At 67.4% G+C, this 18,284-nt stretch carries 15 protein-coding genes and 1 tRNA gene; 4 read left to right on the top strand and 12 right to left on the bottom strand.

Annotation, left to right across the window (positions count from 1 at the left end):
- Positions 1–98: 98 nt before the first annotated feature.
- The 11 genes from DFO47_RS05050 to argS form a co-directional block, all read right to left on the bottom strand.
- Entirely contained in the window at positions 99–1,061 is a 963-nt protein-coding gene (locus DFO47_RS05050) for a glycosyltransferase (RefSeq protein WP_133830903.1), read from the bottom strand.
- A gap of 6 nt (positions 1,062–1,067) precedes the next feature.
- Complete coding sequence (locus DFO47_RS05055; protein ID WP_133830904.1) at positions 1,068–1,979, bottom strand: glycosyltransferase; 912 nt, start codon at positions 1,977–1,979, stop codon at positions 1,068–1,070.
- Position 1,980: 1 nt separating this feature from the next.
- Positions 1,981–2,733, bottom strand: coding sequence for an L-threonylcarbamoyladenylate synthase (locus DFO47_RS05060; RefSeq protein ID WP_018760129.1), 753 nt, complete (start codon positions 2,731–2,733; stop codon positions 1,981–1,983).
- On the bottom strand, positions 2,730–3,629 hold the full coding sequence (prmC, locus tag DFO47_RS05065; RefSeq protein WP_133830905.1) for a peptide chain release factor N(5)-glutamine methyltransferase: 900 nt from the start codon (positions 3,627–3,629) through the stop codon (positions 2,730–2,732). Before prmC ends, DFO47_RS05060 begins: the two co-directional genes overlap by 4 nt.
- 13 nt (positions 3,630–3,642) lie before the next feature.
- A complete protein-coding gene (prfA, locus tag DFO47_RS05070; protein ID WP_018760131.1) occupies positions 3,643–4,716 on the bottom strand; it encodes a peptide chain release factor 1 in 1,074 nt (357 codons plus the stop codon).
- A 233-nt stretch (positions 4,717–4,949) separates the two neighbouring features.
- The gene (gene rho / locus DFO47_RS05075) at positions 4,950–7,088 is read right to left on the bottom strand and encodes a transcription termination factor Rho (RefSeq protein ID WP_133830906.1); all 2,139 of its coding nucleotides are present in this window, start codon (positions 7,086–7,088) and stop codon (positions 4,950–4,952) included.
- A gap of 297 nt (positions 7,089–7,385) precedes the next feature.
- A complete protein-coding gene (thrB, locus tag DFO47_RS05080) occupies positions 7,386–8,360 on the bottom strand; it encodes a homoserine kinase (protein WP_133830907.1) in 975 nt (324 codons plus the stop codon).
- 2 nt (positions 8,361–8,362) lie between these two features.
- On the bottom strand, positions 8,363–9,469 hold the full coding sequence (thrC, locus tag DFO47_RS05085; RefSeq protein WP_018760134.1) for a threonine synthase: 1,107 nt from the start codon (positions 9,467–9,469) through the stop codon (positions 8,363–8,365).
- A complete protein-coding gene (locus DFO47_RS05090) occupies positions 9,470–10,786 on the bottom strand; it encodes a homoserine dehydrogenase (RefSeq protein ID WP_018760135.1) in 1,317 nt (438 codons plus the stop codon).
- Positions 10,787–12,256, bottom strand: a complete 1,470-nt coding sequence (gene lysA / locus DFO47_RS05095; RefSeq protein ID WP_133830908.1) for a diaminopimelate decarboxylase — start codon at positions 12,254–12,256, stop codon at positions 10,787–10,789.
- Positions 12,257–12,261: 5 nt separating this feature from the next.
- Complete coding sequence (gene argS, locus DFO47_RS05100) at positions 12,262–13,926, bottom strand: arginine--tRNA ligase (protein ID WP_018760137.1); 1,665 nt, start codon at positions 13,924–13,926, stop codon at positions 12,262–12,264.
- Positions 13,927–14,069: 143 nt separating this feature from the next.
- On the opposite strand from argS, the gene DFO47_RS05105 reads away from it, so the two are divergent.
- From DFO47_RS05105 to DFO47_RS05120, 4 genes are all read left to right on the top strand, one after another.
- The gene (locus DFO47_RS05105) at positions 14,070–14,591 is read left to right on the top strand and encodes a hypothetical protein (protein ID WP_231369808.1); all 522 of its coding nucleotides are present in this window, start codon (positions 14,070–14,072) and stop codon (positions 14,589–14,591) included.
- Between the two features lie 3 nt (positions 14,592–14,594).
- Entirely contained in the window at positions 14,595–15,467 is an 873-nt protein-coding gene (locus DFO47_RS05110) for an FAD:protein FMN transferase (RefSeq protein ID WP_133830909.1), read from the top strand.
- On the top strand, positions 15,464–17,050 hold the full coding sequence (locus tag DFO47_RS05115) for an FAD-dependent oxidoreductase (protein WP_133830910.1): 1,587 nt from the start codon (positions 15,464–15,466) through the stop codon (positions 17,048–17,050). Before DFO47_RS05110 ends, DFO47_RS05115 begins: the two co-directional genes overlap by 4 nt.
- Positions 17,051–17,161: 111 nt before the next feature.
- Positions 17,162–17,237: transfer RNA gene (locus DFO47_RS05120), tRNA-Arg, on the top strand.
- Between the two features lie 53 nt (positions 17,238–17,290).
- Here the strand turns inward: DFO47_RS05120 and DFO47_RS05125 are convergent.
- The gene (locus tag DFO47_RS05125; RefSeq protein WP_109045069.1) at positions 17,291–18,241 is read right to left on the bottom strand and encodes a cation transporter; all 951 of its coding nucleotides are present in this window, start codon (positions 18,239–18,241) and stop codon (positions 17,291–17,293) included.
- Between the last annotated feature and the right edge of the window lie 43 nt (positions 18,242–18,284).

Genomic DNA, 18,284 nt, shown 5'->3' on the forward strand with positions numbered 1-18,284 from the left:
AGAAGATGCAACCGACTTCCACTACCACGGCGGCCAGCGCCTTTTTCACAATGCCCCGCCGCAAAAACCGTCGGACGGCGTCGGGACCTAGAACGATACTAATCTCTTCGGCTTCCACTTCCCGGACGCGCGGGCAGTGGAGGCATGGGTTTCCATCCGGTGTCCGAGAGGATCGTGCGTGATTCGCGCCATCCGCGCCACAGTGCGCCGGAGCCCTTGAGGGTGCGTTCCACCAGGACCAGGCGGGCTATTTCCTTGAGGAAAGTCAGCGCCGTCCCGGCAGCGAAACCGGCCCTGTTGTACTTGCCGTACGCCTTCAGGTAGTGCGCCACGTGTCCCCGGTTGCGCATCACGTAGCGCCGGCTGAGGTCGGAGGAATCGTTAAGGTGGCGCAGTCCCAGGTCCACCTGCCGCTGGGCACGGACCTTCTTGATGACGAAGGCGTTGACGTACACCACCGGCGTCCGCTGTGCCGCGAGCCAGCCGTAGATGAGGTCGTCCCAGGTGATGAAGAACCGCGGGTCCGGCAGGCCAATCTCACGGGCCACGGAGGCCTTGACCAGCATGCCCTCAAAATTCCCCACGTTGGTGCGGAACACGTCCGAATGCTTGAACACGTCCCGGGACACCGGCAGGAAAACGCCCAGCGATTCCACGAAATGGTGCTGCCAGAAGAAGGGATTGCCGTTGGCGTCGTACCGGCGGCCGATCATGCATGAATACTCCGGCGTGAATTTCTCCAGGGCGTCCACGGCGCCGGGAAGGACCTCGACGTCGTCGTCCATCAGCCACAGCCACTCGGCACCCGACTCGAGCGCGAGTTGGACGCCGTGGGAAAATCCGCCGGCGCCGCCCACGTTCCGGTCCAGCTTCTCGTACCGGATGGGCGGACCACCGGCAGACATCGCCTGCGCCACGACGTCGGCGGTGTGGTCGGTGCTCGCGTTATCCACCACCAGGACCTGTGCGGGAGCGCTGCCTGGACCGGTGAAGGAGCGGAGCAGGTTGCGCAGGAACTCGGCACGGTTGAACGTGACGACGACGGCGTACAGGTTGTCCACGGCGGCCTAGCTCCTGGCGGACATCAGTTCCGCGGGCGAGCCGAAGCCCTTGCCGCGGAAGCCGGTGGAGTAGGCGCCGAACCAGTGTGCGAGGCCCTTGAAGTCACCGGTCTTCAGGAAGTAGTACGGGAAACCGACGATGTCGGCGCTGAACCAGCGCAGGTTGCGGTATTTCCGGGTCAGGTAGCCGCGGTTGCGGAAGTAGCAGTAACGCTTGAAGTCGCCCTCCGGGATGACGGGGGTGATGAAGCCGCCGAACACCGGCTTCATCTCGGTCCACGTGGCGGGGTGCTGCACGGCGACGGTGGCCAAGGTGCCGTATTTCAGGCCTGCCTTCTTCACCCGGGACAGGAAGTCCACCTCATCCCCACGGATGAAGAACTTTACGTCGGGTATGCCGATCTTGTAGAAGACCTCGGTCCGGATCAGCGCGCCGTTGAAAAAGTGCACCATGTCCGGGAGGTAGCCCATGGGAGCGAGCCGGGACCTGTCGTTGGTCAGCAGGCCATTGATGCGGAAATTGAAGGAGAGCCGGTTGGGGTCTGCGGTCGCGGCAACCAGCGGGCTGATGATGTCCAGCTGGTGCTCGTCGGCGGTGCGGAGCAGTTCGGCAAGGCAGCTCGCGTCCTCCGGGTGGCCGTCGTCGTCCATCATCCAGATCCATTCCGCGCCGCTGGCCATGGCGGCAAGGATGGCGAAGGCGAACCCGCCGGCGCCGCCGAGGTTGGCTTCGGAGCGCAGGTAGTTGATGTTGTCAGCGCCCATGGCGTTGACGATGTCGGTGGCCGGGACGGTACCGGAGTCCACCAGGGCGATGGAATGGATGGGAGCGGTTTGGGCGGCCAGGCCTTGCAGGAGCAGGGCCAGCTCCTCGTGGCGGTCGAAGGTGACGGCGGCTACGGCGACTTTGGGCTGCATGTCAGTCTTCCGGAGCGGCGTCGGGGTTGCCCGCAACACTGGCGTCCGGTGCACCGGCGTTGTCGGCGTGCGGTTCTTCCTCTGCCATCGGGATTTCGCCGAGCCCCAGGACACCGGGGACGTGCTCGCGCAACCGGTCGAGGCTGACCGCCCCGTTGCGGACCACGCGGAGGACGGGGCCGGTGGCATCCACGATGGTTGACGGGACGCCGGCGTCACCTTCAAGTGGACGCGGGCCGCCTTCCAGGTACACCTCGACGGAGTCGGCCAGCTGTTCGCGCGCCGCTGCCGCCGTTTGCGCCGGTGCCTGGCCGGTGCGGTTGGCAGAGGAGACGGCGAGCGGGCCCGTCAGGGTCAGCAGCTCCAGGGCTACCTCGTCAGCAGGCATGCGCAGCGCCACGGTTCCCTTGGTCTCGCCGAGGTCCCAGTCGAGCGAGGGCTGGGCGTGCAGGATCAGGGTGAGGCCGCCGGGCCAAAAGGCTTCGGCGAGCTTGCGCGCGTCAGCTGACACGTCCGTGGCCAGGCCGTCCAGTGCGTTGATACGCGGAATCAGGACCGGCGGCGGCATGGTCCTGCTACGGCCCTTTGATACCAGCAGCATGGTGACAGCATGCGGCGAGAATGCGTCCGCGCCGATCCCGTAGACGGTGTCCGTGGGCAGAACCACGCACTTCTTTTCGCTGATGGCACGCTGGGCGTGTTCCAGGCCCTGTGCCCGCTCGTCGTCGATGGTGCAGTTGTAGGTTGTGGTCACTGGCCCATTCTTTCATTCCGTGTGGCCTGGTCCGCGAGCACGGCGCTGGTGGCGCGCTCCTTGCCGTTGAGGTCCAGGTGCGTACTGATGCTTGTCCAGGCGCCGGTCCGGTCGAGCATGGCGGCAATCCAGCCTGCCTGGACTTCAGCGTGTTCCATGACGAAGTAGCCCCCGGGACGCAGGAGCCGGGCAGCCGAGGCCGCTGCCGCCGTCGGGAGTTCCATGCCGTCCGCTCCCCCGCCGTACAACGCCTCGGGCGGGTCATGCATGGCCACTTCGGGTTCATTGGGGGTGGCGGCGGCCGGGATGTACGGCGGGTTGGAGATCACGACGTCGACTGTTCCGTTGAGTTCCGGCAGCGCGTTGCGCAGGTCCCCCAGGACGAGGTTGACGCCGAGGGGCGCCAGGTTCTTCGCCGCCCAGGCGTGCGCAAACGGGCTGAACTCTACCGCGTGCACGTCGGCACCGGGCACCTCGTGCGCGACGGAGCCGGCGATGGCGCCCGAGCCGGTGCCCAGGTCCACGATCCGGGGCGCCTGCATGCCCTTGACGTGGTCGATGGCCAGCTGGACCACGGATTCGGTTTCCGGCCGGGGAATGAACACGCCGGGACCGACCGCCAGCTCAAGGTAGCGGAAGTGCGCCACCCCGGTGATGTGCTGCAACGGAATGCGGCGGACGCGTTCAGCCACCAGCTCGGCATAGCCCGCGGGCGCAGCCGTATCGCCGAGCATCAGGGCGCGGAGGCGTCCCAGCCCGACATTAAGGAGGTGGTCCGCCAGCAACTCCGCGTCGGCCCGGGGGCTGGGGACACCGGCCTCGGCCAGGCGTTCCGCGGCCTCGCGTACGGCTGCGGCCAGGGACTGGGCAGGGGCCGTCTCGGTGGGCTCACTCATGGTTGGCTTCCGGTCAGTCGCCGATGGCGTCCAGCCGCGCCTGCTCGTCCATCTCGATGGCGGACTGGATGACCGGTTCGAGGTCGCCGTTCATCACCTGGTCCAGGTTGTACGCCTTGTAGCCGGTGCGGTGGTCCGCGATCCGGTTTTCCGGGTAGTTGTAGGTGCGGATGCGCTCGGAGCGGTCCATGGTGCGGATCTGCGACTTGCGCTGGGCCGAGTTCTCGGCGTCGATCTGCTCCTGCTGGTGCGCCAGGATGCGCGCCCGGAGCACGCGCATGCCGGCTTCGCGGTTCTGCAGCTGGGACTTCTCGTTCTGCATGGCCACCACGATGCCGGTGGGAAGGTGCGTAATGCGGACGGCCGAGTCCGTGGTGTTGACGGACTGGCCGCCGGGACCGGAGGAACGGTAGACGTCGATCTTGAGGTCGTTCTGGTTGATCTCGAGCTCTTCGGGCTCATCGACCTCAGGCAGGACCAGGACGCCGGCAGCGGAGGTGTGGATGCGGCCCTGGGATTCGGTCACGGGCACGCGTTGGACGCGGTGCACGCCGCCTTCGAATTTGAGCCGGGCGTAGACGCCTTCGGCGGGGTCGTTGGAGTTCCCCTTGACCGCTACCTGGACGTCCTTGTAGCCGCCAAGGTCGGATTCCGTGGCGGAGATGATTTCGGTCTTCCAGCCGCGGGATTCGGCGTACCGGGTGTACATGCGCAGCAGGTCGCCGGCGAACAGGGCGGCCTCATCGCCGCCTTCGCCGCCCTTGACTTCAAGGATCACGTTGCGGGCGTCGTCGGGGTCGCGCGGAATCAGGAGGCGCCGCAGCTTGGCGGCAGCGGTCTCGAGCGAGGCTTCCAGTTCCGGCACCTCGGCAGCGAATTCGGGGTCCTCGGCAGCCATTTCCTTGGCAGCGGCGAGATCGTCCCTGAGCCCCTCCCACCGGTGGTAGGCCTCCACGATGCCATTAAGCTGAGCCGACCGCCGCCCCAGCTTCCGGGCAAGCCGCTGGTCAGCGTAAACAGCAGGATCCCCCAGCTGCGCCTGGATAGCGTCATGCTCATCAAGCAGGCCCTGTACGGACTCAAACATATTTCAAAACCTTTCGTTCTGTGCCCATCTTAAATCAGGCACAGGAAGCGGCGCGCCATGGTGAGCGAGCCCGCAACTGCCGCGCGGATGTTCCGCCCCGGGAGTGGCATCGGGCCTGTCGGAGCGTTGCAGTTGACGTACGCAGTACGTCAACTGCAACGCGAAGGGGCGGGGGCGGAACATCCGCGCGGCACCCACCGCACGAACGCACCAGCGCCCGCCCCTTAACTCAGCTACTTGTCGTTATCCGACTTCGCACCAAGCGTCGTCTTCTGGACCTGCATGAGGAACTCAACGTTGCTCTGGGTTTCCCGGATCTTGTTGGTGAGCAGTTCAAGGCTCTGCTGGGTTTCGAGTCCGGAGAGGACGCGGCGCAGCTTCCACATGATCTTGACTTCTTCGGGCGAGAGCAGGTTCTCCTCGCGCCGCGTGCCGGAGGCGTTCACGTCAACGGCGGGGAAGATGCGCTTGTCTGCCAACTGGCGGGACAGGCGCAGTTCCATGTTGCCGGTGCCCTTGAACTCTTCGAAGATGACCTCGTCCATCTTGGAGCCGGTCTCGACGAGCGCGGTGGCCAGGATGGTGAGCGAGCCGCCGTTTTCGATGTTGCGGGCGGCACCGAAGAAGCGCTTGGGCGGGTAGAGGGCGGCAGAGTCGACGCCACCGGACAGGATGCGGCCGGAGGCCGGTGCTGCCAGGTTGTAGGCGCGGCCCAGGCGGGTCATGGAGTCCAGGAGGACCACCACGTCCATGCCCATTTCCACGAGGCGCTTGGCGCGTTCGATGGAGAGTTCGGCCACGGTCGTGTGGTCGTCGGCGGGACGGTCGAAGGTGGAGGCGATGACCTCGCCCTTGACGGTGCGCTGCATGTCCGTCACTTCTTCAGGACGTTCGTCAACGAGCACCATCATGAGGTGGACCTCAGGGTTGTTGGTGGTGATGGCGTTGGCGATGGACTGCAGGATGAGCGTCTTTCCGGCCTTGGGCGGGGAGACGATCAGGCCGCGCTGGCCCTTGCCGATCGGGGCCACGAGGTCGATGACGCGGGGACCGATCTTCTTGGGGTCGGTCTCGAGGCGCAGGCGCTCGGACGGGTAGAGCGGCACCAGCTTGGCGAACTCGACGCGGTCCTTGAGTTCTTCGGCGGTCTTGCCGTTGACGGAGGTGACACGGACCAGGGCGTTGAACTTCTGGCGGTTGGACTGCTGGTTGCGGTCTTCGCCTTCGCGGGGGGCTCGGATTGCGCCGACGACGGCGTCACCCTTGCGCAGGTTGTACTTCTTGACCTGGGCGAGTGAGACGTAGACGTCGTTGGGGCCGGGCAGGTAGCCGGACGTGCGGATGAACGCGTAGTTCTCCAGGACGTCCAGGATGCCGGCGACCGGAAGCAGGACGTCGTCCTCGGTGACCTCGACGTCGTCGACGTCGGGTCCCTGGTTGCGCCCGCGGCGGCGGTCGTTGCGGTCGCGGAAGCGGTCGTTGCGCGAGTTGTCGCGGTCCTGGCCGCCGGAGCGGTCATTGCGGTCATTCCGGTCCCGGCGGTTCCGGCGGTTCCGGCGGCTGCCGCCGTCGGTGTCGTCGTTGTCGCGGTTGTTGTCGCGGTTGCCGTCACGCTGGCCGGCGTCGCGGCTGCCTGCGTTGTCCCGGCCGCCGTCGGAATCCCGGGCGGTGGTGTCGCGGCCGCCGCGGGTGCGGCCGCCGTCACGGCGCTCGGTGCGCTGGCCGGCGTCGCCGGACTCGGCTGCGGGGGTTTCGGTGCGCTGCTCGCCTGCCCGCTGTTCTGTGGCCGGCTGCTCTGCCGGGGTTTCCACCGGAGCCTCCTGGACGGAGGCTGCAGCGGCCTCGCTGCGGCGGCGGTTGCGGGTGCGGGGCTGGCGGCGCTCCGAGGCAACTTCCGTGCCCTCGGTGGCTTCTGCGGACACCGCAGACGGCGCTTCGGCGGCCGGTGCAGCAGCGGTTTCGACGACGGGAGCCGCGGCTGCCGGGGCAACCACACCGTCACTGACCGCGCGGCGGCTGCGGCCGCGGCCACGGGCGCGGCTGCCTTCTGCGGCGGGGGCCTCGGCGGCGGGGGCTTCCGTAGCCGCCGGGGCGGCTGCTGCGGCCGGGGCCTCGACGCTCTCCGGTGCCTTGACGGTTGCCTTGGCAGGAGCCTTGGCGGTGAGGGTTCCGGCACGGTGGGCGGAAATGGCCGAGACCAGGTCCCCCTTGCGCATGCGGGAGCCGCCGGAGATGCCGAGCTGGCTGGCCAGGGCCTGCAGCTGGGCGAGCTTGAGGCCTGCAAGGCCGCTGCTCTTGGCGGGTGCAGCCGATGATTCGGCAGCAGAAGATGTGTGGTCCACAGCTGGTGACAGCTCAGTGGTTTCGGTCACGAAGGATCCTTCCCCCTCGACGGCGTCCAGACGAGGAGCTGGACGCGATGATTTGATCTGGGCCGCAGTTCAGATCTGCAGCCGGGATTTTTCGGCCTTGCCGGTTGGATTTCGGCCAGCAGGGCCGGATACTGATTCACCTTGCGCTGCACTCTTGGAGCAACGCCGGGCTGACGGTTCAGGGGCAGTTGGATGCTGCACTTTCCTGCGACAGACCAAGCAGGCGGCACCGGAATACATTCACAGTCGGTAGATCAAAACAGCAACTGAATGCACGAGCAGATCAGATAGGCGGAATTACCGCCGGTGCATGTCCACCTTAGCACCTTCAACGTCCACTGCGAGCTTCAGTACGCGCCAGCCAATATCCGGCGTGTTGTTTGCGGTGAAGGACTCGATGAAGGCCAGGGCATCCCCTGCCTGGGCCCCGCCGTTTGCCAGCACCAGGACGGTGGGACCGGCGCCGGAGACAACCGCGGCGTAGCCGGCTTTGCGCAGGGCGCCGATCAGCGCCGCACTGGGCCGCATGGCCTCTGCGCGGTAGCTCTGGTGCAGGTAGTCTTCGGTGCCCGGCAACAGGAATTCGGGTTTTTGGGTGAGCGCGTGGATCAGCAGTGCTGCACGGCCGGAATTCATCGCGGCGGCGTGGTGTCCCACGGACGCCGGGAGCAGGGCCCGCGCGGCCTCCGTGGAGAGTTCGAAGTCCGGTACGGCGACGATGGGAATGACGTCCCCGGCCACGGTGGCACTGGTGCTGCTGTACTGCTCACTGTCCTGCCATGACAGCGCCAGTCCGCCGAATATGGCGGGTGCGACGTTGTCCGGATGGCCTTCCAGTTCGCTGGTGAGCTGGAGGATCCAGTCCTTTCCGCGCCGGCTGCCGGCAGGCACCATGGCGTTGGCGGCAGAGACGGCGGCCACCACGGCAGAGGCGGAGGACCCGAGCCCGCGCCCGTGCGGGTTGACGTTCTCGGCGGTTACCTTCAGGCCGCCGTGGCGGTAACCCAGCCGCTCGAACGCCGCATCCATGGCGCGGATGACCAGGTGGCTGGCATCGCGGGGCAGCGTGTCGGCGCCCTCGCCGCGGAGCTCGAACAGGAGTTCGTCGGTGTCCAGGCTTTCCACGGTGAGGGTGTCGTGCAGGGCCAGGGCAAGCCCCAGGCTGTCGTACCCGGGGCCCAGGTTGGCCGACGTCGCGGGGACGCGGACGGTGACCCTCTGGCCGGGCTCAATGAGGTGCAGCCCGACGGCGGCCTGCGAGGTGGCGTCCAAGGCTACTTTTCTTCCAGTCCCAGCTCAGCGGCTACGGTGACGACGTCGTTGGGCACCTTGACCGGCTGCACGTCGCTGCCGTCCTCGGTGCGGAGGGCCCACTGCGGGTCCTTGAGGCCGTGCCCGGTGACGGTGATGACGATGGTCTTCCCGCCGGGGACTTCGCCTGCGGCGTGCTTCTTGAGCAGGCCCGCCACGCCGGCTGCGGAGCCGGGTTCGACGAAGACGCCTTCCTTGGCGGACAGCCAGCGGTGGGCGTGCAGGATTTCCTCGTCCGTCACGGCGTCGATGAGGCCGCCGGACTCGTCGCGTGCGCCGACGGCACCGTCCCAGGATGCGGGGTTGCCGATGCGGATGGCAGTGGCGATGGTGTCCGGCTCGGTGATCGGGTGTCCGGCGACGAAGGGTGCGGCTCCGGCGGCCTGGAAGCCCCACATGGCAGGCGTCTTGGTGGAGACGGCGGGCAGCGTCCCGGCGGTCTCCGACTCAAACGGTGCGGAGTACTCCTTGTAGCCCTTCCAGTAGGCGGTGATGTTGCCGGCGTTGCCCACTGGCAGGACGTGGATGTCCGGGGCGTCGCCCAGGGCGTCCACCACTTCGAAGGCGCCGGTCTTCTGGCCCTGGATGCGGGCAGGGTTGACGGAGTTGACCAGGAAGACAGGGTAGGACTCCCCCAGCTTGCGGGCGATGTCCAGGCAGTTGTCGAAGTTGCCGTCAACCTGCAGCAAGGTGGCGCCGTGCGCGATGGCCTGGCTGAGCTTGCCCATGGAGATCTTGCCTTCGGGCACCAGGACGGCGCACTTCAGCCCGGCGGCGGTGGCGTAGGCGGCAGCGGAAGCCGAAGTGTTGCCGGTGGAGGCGCACACCACGGCCTTGGCGCCGGAAGCCACTGCGGCCGTCATGGCCATGGTCATGCCGCGGTCCTTGAAGGATCCGGTGGGGTTCATCCCCTCCACCTTCAGGTAGACCTGGGAGCCGGTGAGTTCGGAGAGCTTCTGCGCGTGCACCAGCGGGGTGCCGCCCTCGCCCAGGGTGATGACCCTGGTGGACTCCGTCACGGGCAGACGGTCAGCGTATTCGCGGATGACGCCGCGCCATTGGTGAGCCACTTAGACTCCTTCTACCCGCAGAACGGATGTAACTGAATTGATGACGTCCAGGCCCTTCACGGCCTCGACGGTGGCTGCGAGGGCAGCCTCTGACGCGCGGTGGGTGACGATCCGCAGCTCGGCCGACTCCACGTTGGATTCGGCGTCGCGGTGGATGGTTTGCCGCATGATTTCGATGGATACGCCGTGCTCGGCAAAGAGCTGGGCGATCCGGGCCAGCACGCCTGGCTGGTCCGCGACGTCCAGCCCGATGTAGTAGCTGGTGGTCGCGGCCTCGATGGGCAGCGCCGGGACATGGCCGGTGGTGGTCTCGGTGCGCTGCGGTCCGCCCAGGACCAGTCGCCGTGCAGCGGAAACGAGGTCTCCCATCACGGCGGACGCGGTGGGGGTACCGCCGGCGCCCTGGCCGTAGAACATCAGCTCGCCGGCGTTTTCGGCCTCGATGAAGACGGCGTTGAAGGCGCCGCGGACGGCCGCCAGCGGATGTTCGCGCGGCAGCAGGGTGGGGTGGACGCGGACGGACACGCCTTCCTTGCCGTCCGCACCGGTCAGTTTCTCCGCGATGGCCAGCAGCTTGATCACGAAGCCGGCGTCTTTGGCCGCGGCGATATCCGAAGCTGTGACGGCGGAAATGCCTTCACAGTGGACGTTCTCCAGGGCAAACCGGGTGTGGAACGACAGGGACGCCAGGATGGCGGCCTTCGCCGCGGCGTCGTGCCCTTCGACGTCGGCGGTGGGGTCCGCTTCGGCGTAGCCGAGGCGCTGGGCTTCGGCGAGGGCGTCCGCGAACTGGGCGCCGGTGCTGTCCATCTGGTCGAGGATGAAGTTGGTGGTGCCGTTGACGATACCCAGCACCCGGGTGATCCGGTCGCCGGAGAGGCTGTCGCGGATGGGTCGGAGGATCGGGATGGCTCCGGCGACGGCGGCTTCGTAGGAGAGCTGGACGCCGGCTTTGTCTGCCTCTTCGTAGAGCGTGGGGCCATCCTGCGCCAGGAGTGCCTTGTTGCCGGTCACCACGCAGGCACCGTTCTGCAGCGCGGAGAGGATCAGCGTACGCGCCGGTTCGATGCCGCCCATCAGTTCAATCACCAGGTCCGCGTCCTTGACCAGGGTCCCGGCGTCGGTGGTGAAGAGTTCCTGGGGCAGTTCGACGTCGCGGTGGCCGTTGACGTTGCGCACGGCGATCCCGCTGAGCTGGAGTCGTGCCCCGGCACGGGCGGCAAGGGCATCGGCGTCCTCAAGCAGGATCCGCGCAACCTGGGCCCCAACGTTGCCACAGCCCAGCAGGGCCACTTTCAGGGTTCGCATTTCCGTCATTCAGGCTCCCATGTCGCGGTTCAAAAGATCTTCTTCGGTTTCCCCGCGGACAATCAGCCGGGCAGATCCGTCGCGCACCGCGACAACGCCCGGCCGGGCCAGATAGTTGTAGTTGCTCGAGAGGGCCCAGCAGTAGGCGCCGGTCCCCGGTACGGCAAGCAGATCACCGGCTGCCACGTCCCCGGGCAGATATACATCTCTAACAACTATGTCGCCGCTCTCGCAATGTTTGCCCACCACGCGGGACAACTGCGGGGCCGCGCCGGAGGTGCGGGAGGCCAGGACAGCCGAATAATCCGCGTCGTACAGCACCGGGCGGGCGTTATCGCTCATGCCGCCGTCCACCGAAACATACCGGCGCGGATACGTAACGTTGTTGCCGGCGTCACCGCCGGCCCCGGAGGGAGCGTCCACGCGAACGGTCTTGAGCGTACCCACCTCGTACAGGGTGAAGGTGGTGCTGCCCACGATGGCGCGCCCGGGTTCGATCGAGATCCGCGGCGCGTCGATGCCCAGCTCGGCGCAGGTTGAACGCACGACGGCGGCCATCGCCGTCGCGATCTCCGCTGCGGGGCGGGGGGTGTCCACCGGCGTGTAGGCGATCCCGTAACCGCCCCCGAGGTCGAGTTCCGGCATGGTGATGGAGTATGTCCCCTGCATGGCCGCCAGGAAGCGCAGCAGTTTTTCGGCAGCCAGCGCGAAGCCATCGGGTTCGAAGATCTGCGACCCGATGTGGCAGTGCAGGCCCAGCAACTCGATGCCGGGGTGGGCTGACGCCGCGGCAACTGCTTCTTCGGCTGCGGAGACGCCTGCTTCCGCGGTGGTGTCCGCTGCCATCGAGAGGCCGAACTTCTGGTCCTCGTGCGCGGTGGCGATGAACTCGTGCGTGTGGGCGTGCACGCCGGGCGTCAGCCGAAGCATGACCTTGGCCTGTTCGCCGCGGGCCTGCGCGATGGCCCCGACGCGGACCAGCTCGTCCAGGCTGTCCACCACGATGCGGCCGAGCTTCATGTCCAGCGCGCGGTGGATCTCGGCATCGGATTTATTGTTGCCGTGCAGTGCCACCCGTTCGCCGGGAATTCCGGCGCGTGCTGCGACCGCCAGTTCTCCGCCCGATGCGGTATCCAGGCGCAGCCCTTCCTCCTCGACCCACTTCACCACTGCGGTGCACAGGAAGGACTTCCCTGCGTAGTAGACGTCCACGCCGCCGCAAATATCGGCAAAGGCGGCGTCGAAAGAGTCCTTGAAGGCCCGGGCGCGGGAACGGAAATCGGCCTCGTCCATGACGAACAGCGGCGTCCCGAACTGCTCCTTCAGGGCGTGGACGTCCACTCCGCCCACGGTGAGGGCGCCGGCGCCGTTCCGGACCACGCTGCCGGCCCACATGGGCTGGTGGAGCGCGTTCAGGTCGGCCGGGACCTGCAGCCAATCTGGGGCCAGCGGGGATGCGGTGCTTGAGGATACCGTCACGGTGCTCACATCCGTTCCGGCGCCGAAACGCCCAGCAGGTCAAGTCCGTTGGCAAGCACCTGGCTGGTGGCGTCGTTGAGCCACAGCCGCGTGCGGTTGAGGTCGGTGACCGGTTCGTCACCCATGGGCGCAATCCGGCACGCGTCATACCACCGGTGGTAGGCCCCGGCAATGGCTTCGAGGTGCCGTGCCACGCGGTGCGGTTCACGCAGTTCCGCGGCCTTGGCCACGATGGACGGGTAGCTGCCCAGGTAGGAGAGCAGTTCGTTTTCCGTGGCGTGGTCCAGCAGCGAGGCCTCGAAGCTGTCGCGGCCGTCCACTTGGCGTTCCACGCCGGCGGCCACCGCATTGCGCGCGGCGCCGCGGGAACGGGCGTGGGCGTACTGGACGTAGAACACCGGGTTCTCGTTGCTGTGCTTCTTGAGCAGCTCGGGGTCCAGGGTCAGCGGGGAATCGGCCGGGAACCGGGCCAGCGAGTAGCGGACCGCGTCCTTGCCCAGCCACTCGATCAGGTCCTTGAGCTCGATGATGTTGCCCGCGCGCTTGGACAGCTTGGCTCCGTTGACGGAGACCAGCTGGCCGATCAGGACCTCGATGTTCACCTCGGGGTCATCACCGGCAGCGGCGGCGATCGCCTTCAGCCGGTTGATGTACCCGTGGTGGTCGGCGCCGAGCAGGTAGATCTTCTCGGTGAAGCCGCGGTCCTTCTTGGACAGGTAGTAGGCGGCGTCGGCGGCGAAGTAGGTGGGCTCGCCGTTGGCGCGGACCATCACCCGGTCCTTGTCGTCGCCAAAGTCCGTGGTCCGCAGCCAGACCGCACCGCCGTCGTCGAACACATGTCCCTGTTCGCGCAGGCGTGCCACGGCACTCTCGATCGCGCCGGCGTCGTGCAGCTCCTGCTCGGAGAAGAAGACGTCGAACTCGACGCCGAAGTCCGCCAGCGTGGCTTTGATGTCCTTCATCTGGGCTTCGTAGGCCGCAGCACGGATGACGGGCAGCGCGGCTACCTCGGTGAGCTCGCGGATGTCCGGGTGCGCGGTGAGGACCTCGTGGCCGAGATCAGCGATGTACTGCCCGGGGTAGCCACCGTCGGGCACCGGGAGGCCATGCAGCCGGTTGTAGACGGAGTGCGCAAAGGTGTTCATCTGCGACCCGGCATCGTTGATGTAGTACTCGGCCGTGACATCGGCCCCGGAAGCCCGCAGCACGCGCGCGATGGCATCCCCGAGCGCTGCCCAGCGCGTGTGGCCGATGTGCAGCGGCCCGGTGGGATTCGCGGAGACGAACTCCATGTTGACGGTGTGCCCGGCGAGCGCGGTGTTGGTGCCGTAGCTCCGGCCTGCTTCGACAATGGCCTTGGCCAGGGCACCGGCTGCCGCGGCGTCAACGGTGATGTTCAGGAAGCCCGGGCCGGCGATGTCCACCGCGGAAACACCATTGATGGACTTCAGCCGGGTACTGAGGATGGCAGCGAATTCACGCGGGTTGGTCCCCGCCGGCTTGGCGAGCTGGAGGGCGATGTTGGTGGCCCAGTCGCCGTGGTCCCTGTTCTTGGGTCGCTCCACGCGCACCTCAGCAGGAATTGCTGATTCCGCAAGGGCGATTTCGCCGGCGGCGACGGCGTCCTTGAGGCAGGCGGATATGGCGAGGGAAAGTTCTTCGGGAGTCACCCCCCTAGCCTACCGGGGGCCAGTGACAGCAAAGAATTTAACGCCGGCCGGAGCCCCCGGGTGAACCTTTCGGGCAGATCCGGCGTTGTCCAGAGCGTAGCCACTGCCGCACGGCATGACCTCCGAGTGAAACGAGAGCCTTCATGAGACCCTCCACCCGCACAAGCCCGTCCGTACCCGCAAGCCCGCCGGCAGCGGGCGGCGCCCTCCGCCGGACCCTCTACGCCGGAATCGCCGGCTTGTCACTGGCCGGAACCGTGGCGGGCTGCGCACCCTCGGCGGCCGAAGCCCCGCCGGCCACCAACGGCGCCGCCGGAAACAGCTCCGCCGCGGCATCGGGCGGCTCCACCGCATTGGCCGGCAGCGGTGGCAGCTACAAGGACGGCACCTACAGCGCGGACGGCAACTACGTTTCCCCCAACGGCACGGAAACGGTCGGCGTGCAGTTGACCCTGGCCGCGGGAAAAGTCACCGACGTGCAGATCACCCAGCACCCGTCCAACCCGAATACCCGCAAGTTCCAGGGCGAGTTCGCCGGCGGCATCGCGGCGCAGGTGGTGGGCAAGAACCTCGACGAACTCAATGTGTCCAAGGTCGCCGGCTCGTCCCTGACCAGCGGAGGCTTCAACCAGGCCGTGGGCAAGATCAAGTCGGAGGCGCAGTAGGCGGTGTCCGGAACGGACTGGGAGGGCTTTGCGTTCCAGGGGATCGGCACCGACTGGGAGATCTCCACTCCCCTGCCCTTGACGGCGGCGCTGCGGGAGAGCCTCCTGGACCGCATTGAAGGGTTCGACGCCGCGTGGTCCAGGTTCAGGGCCGACTCGCTGGTGGCGGCGATGGCACGCGCACCGGGGCGCTATCGGTTTCCCGACGAGGCCGCAGCGCTCGGCCCGCTGTATTCCACACTGTACGGTTTGACCGGTGGCGCCATGACGCCGCTGATCGGCGGCAGCCTGGAACGGCTGGGTTACGATCCCGCCTACTCGCTCCGGCCGGCAGGTCCGCCACTCCCCGCGCCCGCCTGGGAGTCGGTCCTCAGCTGGTCCGGGACCAGCCTGACGGCCAGCGAGCCGGTGGTGCTGGACATCGGCGCCGCCGGCAAGGGTTTGTTGGTGGACCTGCTGGCCGCCGAACTGGAAGGCGCCGGCGCCGGATCCTTCATCATTGATGCCAGCGGCGACCTGCTGGTCCGCGGCCCGGACCCCGTCAGTGTTGCCCTCGAACACCCCTACAACCCGGCCCAGGCCATCGGCGTCGTGGAGCTGGCCGGGCGGGCCCTGTGTGCTTCCGCGGCCAACCGGCGTGCCTGGGGCGACGGACTGCACCACGTGCTCGACGGAACAACCGGACAGCCGGTCCGGACCGCCGTCGCCACCTGGGCACTGGCGGACACCGCGGTGCTGGCCGATGCTCTGGCGACGGCGCTTTTCTTCGTTCCGGGCGGCACGCTTGAGGATGAGTTCGAGTTTTCCTGGCTGACCGTTTTTTCCGACGGCAGCGCAGCCTATTCAGCCGCCTTCGAAGGGACACTGTTCGCATGAAGCCCGTGGAAACACCGCAAGCAGGCCCGCTTCCCTCCCTGGCCGGCCGGGTGGGTTCTGCCGTGGGCAAGCTCACCATGTACCGGCTGATCCTGCTGGTCCTGGCCGCCCTTGCGGCCTACAGCCTGCTGCTCGACGTGCTGGGCTGGTTGACGTTCGGCATTCCGGAGATGCTGGCGCACCTGGCCCTGTGCCTGGGACTGACCTACGCCACCAACCGTGGACTGGCAGCGGTCTTCCGGGTGAACCCCCATTCGGAGTCTTCGCTGATCACGGGGCTCCTCTTGTACTTCCTGTTCTGGCCGTCCCTGCAACCGATGGATCTCGCAGGGGTGGCGCTGGCGTGCGTGCTGGCGTCGGCGTCGAAATATGCCTTGGCATGGCGGGGGCGGCACATCTTCAATCCCGCCGCGGCAGGTGCTTTCGTCACCGGGCTCACCGGGATGAACATCGCCACCTGGTGGGCCGCCACCCCCGCCATGCTGTGGCTGGTGGTTCCCGGCGTGCTGCTGGTCCTGTACCGGACCCGCAAGGTGCTGATGGCATCGGTGTTCACCGTGGTGGCCACCGCCATCATCACGGGTGAACTGATCCGTGCGGGCATGACCGCCGGCATGGCCGTTTACCAGGCCCTGGCCCAGCGGCCGGTGCTGTTCTTCGTGGGATTCATGCTCACCGAACCCTTGACCCTGCCTCCGCGGCGTTGGCAGCAACTGTCCCTGGCCGCCGTGGTGGGGATCCTGTTTGCCGTCCCCTACAACCTGGGAACTTTTGCGAATTCGCCGGAAGCGGCCCTCCTGGCCGGCAACCTCCTGGCCTTCCTGGCGGGCCAGCGCGGCGCGGTGAAGCTGCGGCTCGCCGGCACCCGGCCGCTCACTCCCAGCACTACGGAGTTCTCATTTGTTCCGTCCCGGCCGGTCCGGTTCGTGCCCGGGCAATACATGGAACTGGATCTTCCGCACGGGAAGCGTGACGGCAAGGGGCGGCGCCGGGTGTTCAGCCTGACGGGTTCTCCGCGCGACCGGTTAGTCCGGTTCGGGGTGCGGACCGCCGGGCCGCTGTCCGGGGCCAAGAAGGCGTTGTTGGACCTGCGCCCGGGCGATGAAGTCACGGCTACGTCCGTGGGTGGCGATTTCGTCCTTCCCCGCGACCCCCACAGGCCCGTGCTCCTGGTCGCGGCGGGCATCGGTATCACCCCGTTCGTATCGCATCTGTCCGCCGGAGGACTGCGGGACCGGGATGCCGTGCTCCTGCTGCTGGCCCGGAGCGCGGACGAGGTGGCGTATGCGGACGAACTCCGCAACTCGGGCGTCAGGGTCCTGGTGCGGGTGGCCGATGGTTCCGGGCCGCCGTCGGGACTGGCTCCGGCGTTCCCCGGGCCTGAAGGTGCCGCTTCGGAGGGTGCCGGCGCCCACACACCGGGCCACAGGCTGGACGCAGGGATGCTGACCGCGCTGGTCCCGGATATCGCGGGCCGGGAGGTCTATGTGTCCGGGTCCCCGGCGAGCGTTGCCGCGCTGCGCCGCGAAGCCCGCCGGGCGGGGGCGCGCCGCGTCCACACCGACTCCTTTTCGGGCTACTGAACAGGCACCGCGGCCGGCCCCAAGCGTGCTGCCAAGGACGGTTTTCCCTTGCGGGCCACCTTCCTGCTAAGCTCTAGGACGTCCCGCCGGCAACGGCAGGAAATCCGGATTGCCCTCGTAGCTCAGGGGATAGAGCGTCTGCCTCCGGAGCAGAAGGTCGTAGGTTCGAATCCTATCGAGGGCACCACAGGAAAACCCCGCCGCTTCACTGAAGCGGCGGGGTTTTTGGTTTTCGCGTCATTAGAAACTCAATGCGGCCTCATCCGGTGTGGCCAGCGTCAGCACGGCTTCCTCGACCGTTTCGTGGTCCTCCAGTTCGCGCTCAATCCGGCGCAGGGCCACCGCCACTTCGTGCTCAGGGTGGTCGCCCTGCAAGTCCACGGCGGCAACAAGGTACAGCTTCCGGGGCCCGACGAACTCGAGGTGCAGGTACGTGAGCCTGGCGATGTCCTGGTGCTCCAGCATCCGCCGTGCCATGGACCGTTCGATGTCCGGGGTGACGCCTTGGCCCACGAGGAAGCGCCGGTTGCGGTCGATCAGCAGGACGGCGACGACGGCGAGCAGCACCCCCACGACGATCGAACCGATGGCATCGGGCAGCGGCGAGCCGGTGACTTGGTGCAGGAACACGCCGACGAAGGCCACGACGAGTCCGATCAGCGCGGCCGCATCCTCCGCGAACACGGCCCGCAGGGTGGGGTCGGAGCTGATGAGGACCTGCTCCAGGGTGTGCCGTTCCAGCTCGTGGGCCGCCTTGCGGGTTTCCCGGAAGGCCTGGATGAACGAAATCCCCTCAAATACAAAGGCGACGGCCAGGACCACGTACGCCACCATGAAGTCTGCGGCAGGCTCGGGCTGAATAATCTCCTGGATGCCGTGCATGATGGAAACCACCGCGCCGGCGGTGAAAAGCCCAAACGCTGCGAACATCGACCACACGTAGGCTTCCCGCCCGTAGCCCATGGGATGGCCCTTGTCGCGGGGCCGGGCGGACCGCCGCTCCGCGAAGAACAGGAATACCTGGTTTCCGGTGTCCGCCCAGGAATGCGCTGCCTCCGCAGCCATCGAGGCCGATCCGGAGAGGACGGCCGCCACCGATTTGGCCGCCGCCACGAGGATATTGGCCGCGAACGCGATGATGACCGTCAGCAGCGTTGAACTGGACTTGGATCGCTCTTCGGTTTGCGCCATGGGCCTACCGTACCCAACCGCAGGGCTTCCGGGCGCCGGCACG

Source organism: Arthrobacter sp. AG258, from assembly GCF_004364695.1.
Lineage (GTDB): Bacteria > Actinomycetota > Actinomycetes > Actinomycetales > Micrococcaceae > Arthrobacter.